Origin of the sequence: Phytoactinopolyspora endophytica (genome assembly GCF_004138495.1) — a bacterium.
In the GTDB taxonomy this organism is placed as follows: Bacteria; Actinomycetota; Actinomycetes; order Jiangellales; family Jiangellaceae; genus Phytoactinopolyspora; species Phytoactinopolyspora endophytica.
This window is the reverse complement of the sequence record NZ_ML142884.1, coordinates 2355-5124: the sequence shown is the minus strand read 5'-3', so window position 1 is coordinate 5124 and position 2770 is coordinate 2355. Positions and strand designations below refer to the sequence as shown.

Genomic DNA, 2770 nt, shown 5'->3' with positions numbered 1-2770 from the left:
CGATCTGGTCGGGCGCGACGACGGCCAGCAAGGAAGATACCCGTCTGGACTTCAAGCAGGACGCACGGTCGAAGAAGGAGTCGATGCGTGTTGCGCTTGACGCTGTCCTTTGCCTGGCCAACACCGTGGGCGGTCATGTGATCTTCGGTGTGGAGGATCATGCTGCCGGACCGGCGGCGTTTGTCGGCTCTGGGTTGGACTCCACCGAGGTGCGTAAGTACGTCCACGACAACAGCCGGCCACACCTGCTCGTGGAAGCCGACGAAGTCTCGTATCGCGCGGTTCGGCTGCTCGCCATCAGTGTGCAGACCGACCACGACATCTACTCGGATGTGAAAGGACGGGCACCGCACAGGATCGACACCGATTGTGTCGGCATGGATCCTGCAACGCAGCAACGCCTGAGGGAGGAACGACGCGGCTTCGACCCGTCGGCGGTGCCCGCGCGTTCACTTGACGTCGACGCCGTGGCGATGGCCCGTGCCCGTGAGCGGCTCGGCGCCTCGCTGCGGCCGATCCGCAATGGCTTGGCCAAGCTGTCGGATTCTGACTTGCTCAAAGCCTTGGGTGTGGCGGACGCGGATGGTCGCTTGCTGGATGCCGGGCATCGGTTGGTCGGAACAGACGGTACAGCTTTGGTCTACCAGTACCGCGAGTCGCCCGGTGGTGAGCCGCGGGTCATCGAACGCCTGACCGGTCCGCTGCTTAGCGTCTACGACCAGGTCATGGACTTGATCCGCCTGCGGCGCCAGCTGACACCGGTGACATTGCCGGACGGACAGCAGCTGCAGGTCGAGGACTTCCCCGAACTCGCGGTGCGTGAAGCCGTGGGGAATGCTCTCATGCATCGTGACTATCGGATCGAGACGCCCGTCGTCGTGGAGCATTCGCCGTCGGTGCTTGTGGTAACCTCGCCCGGCCCGCTGGTCGCCGGTGTCACGGTGGACAACATCCTCACCCATCCGTCGAAGCCGCGGAATCGTGCGCTGACGGCGGCGGTTCGCACTCTTGAGCTGGCCGAGGAGGTCGGGCGAGGTGTGGATCGGATGTACCGGGAGATGATCAGGTCCGGCAAGCCGACTCCGACCATCGACGCCACCTTCGATCAGGTCCGCGTCGCGCTCGTGGGCGGGGCACCCGATGTTCATATCGCGCGCTATGTCGCACAGCTCGACCCGACGGTGCGCGACGACACAGATGCCATGATCATCCTGCTTCGGCTTTGCGCCAAACGCACGGTCACAGCTCGCACGGTCGCGCCGTTGCTGCAGAAGAGCGTGGATGAGGCCGAGGCCTCGCTGCGCCATCTGGCGACACAGTCGGTGGCGATGATCGAACCCACCCGGGATACCGCCCGAGCCAAGCATCCCAACTACCGACTCCGAGAAACAGTGGTGAAGCAGCTCGGCACTGTGCTCCCATACGCCCGACACACCTCCGACGAGATCGATCGCCGCGTCGTTGCACATGTGCAGGAGTACGGGCGAATCACCAACGCCACCGTGCGCAACCTGTTCAACGTGGGAACCCAACGAGCCAACCAGATCCTGGTGAGCCTCGTCGAGCGGAGGATCCTCACCAAGACGTCGGAAGCGCAACGTGGACCGTCTGTTGAGTACGGACCCGGCGCGCAGTTCCCCAAGAAGTCAACGCGACGACGTGCCCCTCGACGCTGACGACGAACCGGGAGCTCGCGCCCAGATAGCTAGTTGACGGCCTCCCGCCCCCAGCTCTGTGCCGAGGGTCATGGTTGCCGGCCGGGCTGGATGAGCCCACCTTCGTAGGCGAGGACCACGAGTTGGGCGCGGTCGCGCACCCCGAGTTTCATCATGGCCCGGTTGACGTGGGTCTTGACGGTGAGCGGTGAGAGGTGGAGGCGTTCGGCGATGTCGTCGTTGCTGAGTCCAGTTGCAACGAGCGTCGTGAGCTCGCGCTCGCGTGCGGTGAGGCTGTTGAACCGTTCGGATTCGGTCGTCGGGAGGGGCCGCTCGTGGTGGCGGAGCTGGGCCAGGAGACCGCTCGTCGCTCGCGGGGAGAGTAGTGCCTCACCGGAGGCGACGATGCGGATCGCGTCGAGGAGTTCAGCGGGGTCGACGCCTTTGCCGAGGAACCCGCTGGATCCGGCCTGGACGGCGCGGATCACGAGGTCGTCGATCTCGAAGGTGGTGAGGATGACGACACGGACACCGGCCATGTCGTCGTCTGTCGTGATAGCTCGTGTCGCCGCGATGCCGTCCATGTCGGGCATGCGGATGTCCATCAGCACGATGTCAGCGCGGCTCGACCGGGCTTGCGTCACGGCTTCGGCGCCGGTTGCCGCTTCGGCGACGACGGTGAGATCGGGGGCGGAGTCGATCAGGGCCTTGAAGCCCGCACGAATGAGCGCTTGGTCGTCGGCGAGCAGCACACGGATCGTCATGGTTCGGCCTGTTCGGTGCGGAGGGTGGCATGGACGCGGAACTGGCCGCCGGCGGTTGGCCCGATCTCGATCGTGCCACCGGCGGCGGCGGCCCTCTCTCGCATGCCGACGGTGCCGTGTCCTCGTCGCGTTCCAATTGGTCGGTCGGTGTCGATGTCGTTGAGGATCTCGATGCGCAGCGCATCGCGCTCGTAGGTGAGTCGCAGGGTGGCTCGATGATGGCAGCCGTAGCGATGGGCGTTGGTCAGGGATTCCTGGATGATCCGGTAGGCGGCGAGGCCGATCGTCGGCGCCACCGGTCTGTGCGCGCCAGCGGTGTGCCATTCGATCTCGAGGCCGACCTTGGCGAAG

3 protein-coding genes are annotated in these 2770 nt (G+C 65.4%); 1 reads left to right on the top strand and 2 read right to left on the bottom strand.

From position 1 onward, the window contains the following. Window positions 1–1676 (top strand): ATP-binding protein (locus ELR45_RS33725; protein ID WP_129670193.1); only part of this gene is annotated, 1676 nt, incomplete at its 5' end. Between the two features lie 68 nt (window positions 1677–1744). Here the strand turns inward: ELR45_RS33725 and ELR45_RS36260 are convergent. Both ELR45_RS36260 and ELR45_RS36255 read right to left on the bottom strand, forming a co-directional pair. Then, on the bottom strand, window positions 1745–2419 hold the full coding sequence (locus tag ELR45_RS36260) for a response regulator (RefSeq protein ID WP_165368341.1): 675 nt from the start codon (window positions 2417–2419) through the stop codon (window positions 1745–1747). Further along, a partial coding sequence (locus ELR45_RS36255; protein ID WP_420814004.1) for a sensor histidine kinase occupies window positions 2416–2770 on the bottom strand: 355 nt, incomplete at its 5' end. The genes ELR45_RS36260 and ELR45_RS36255, both read right to left, overlap by 4 nt.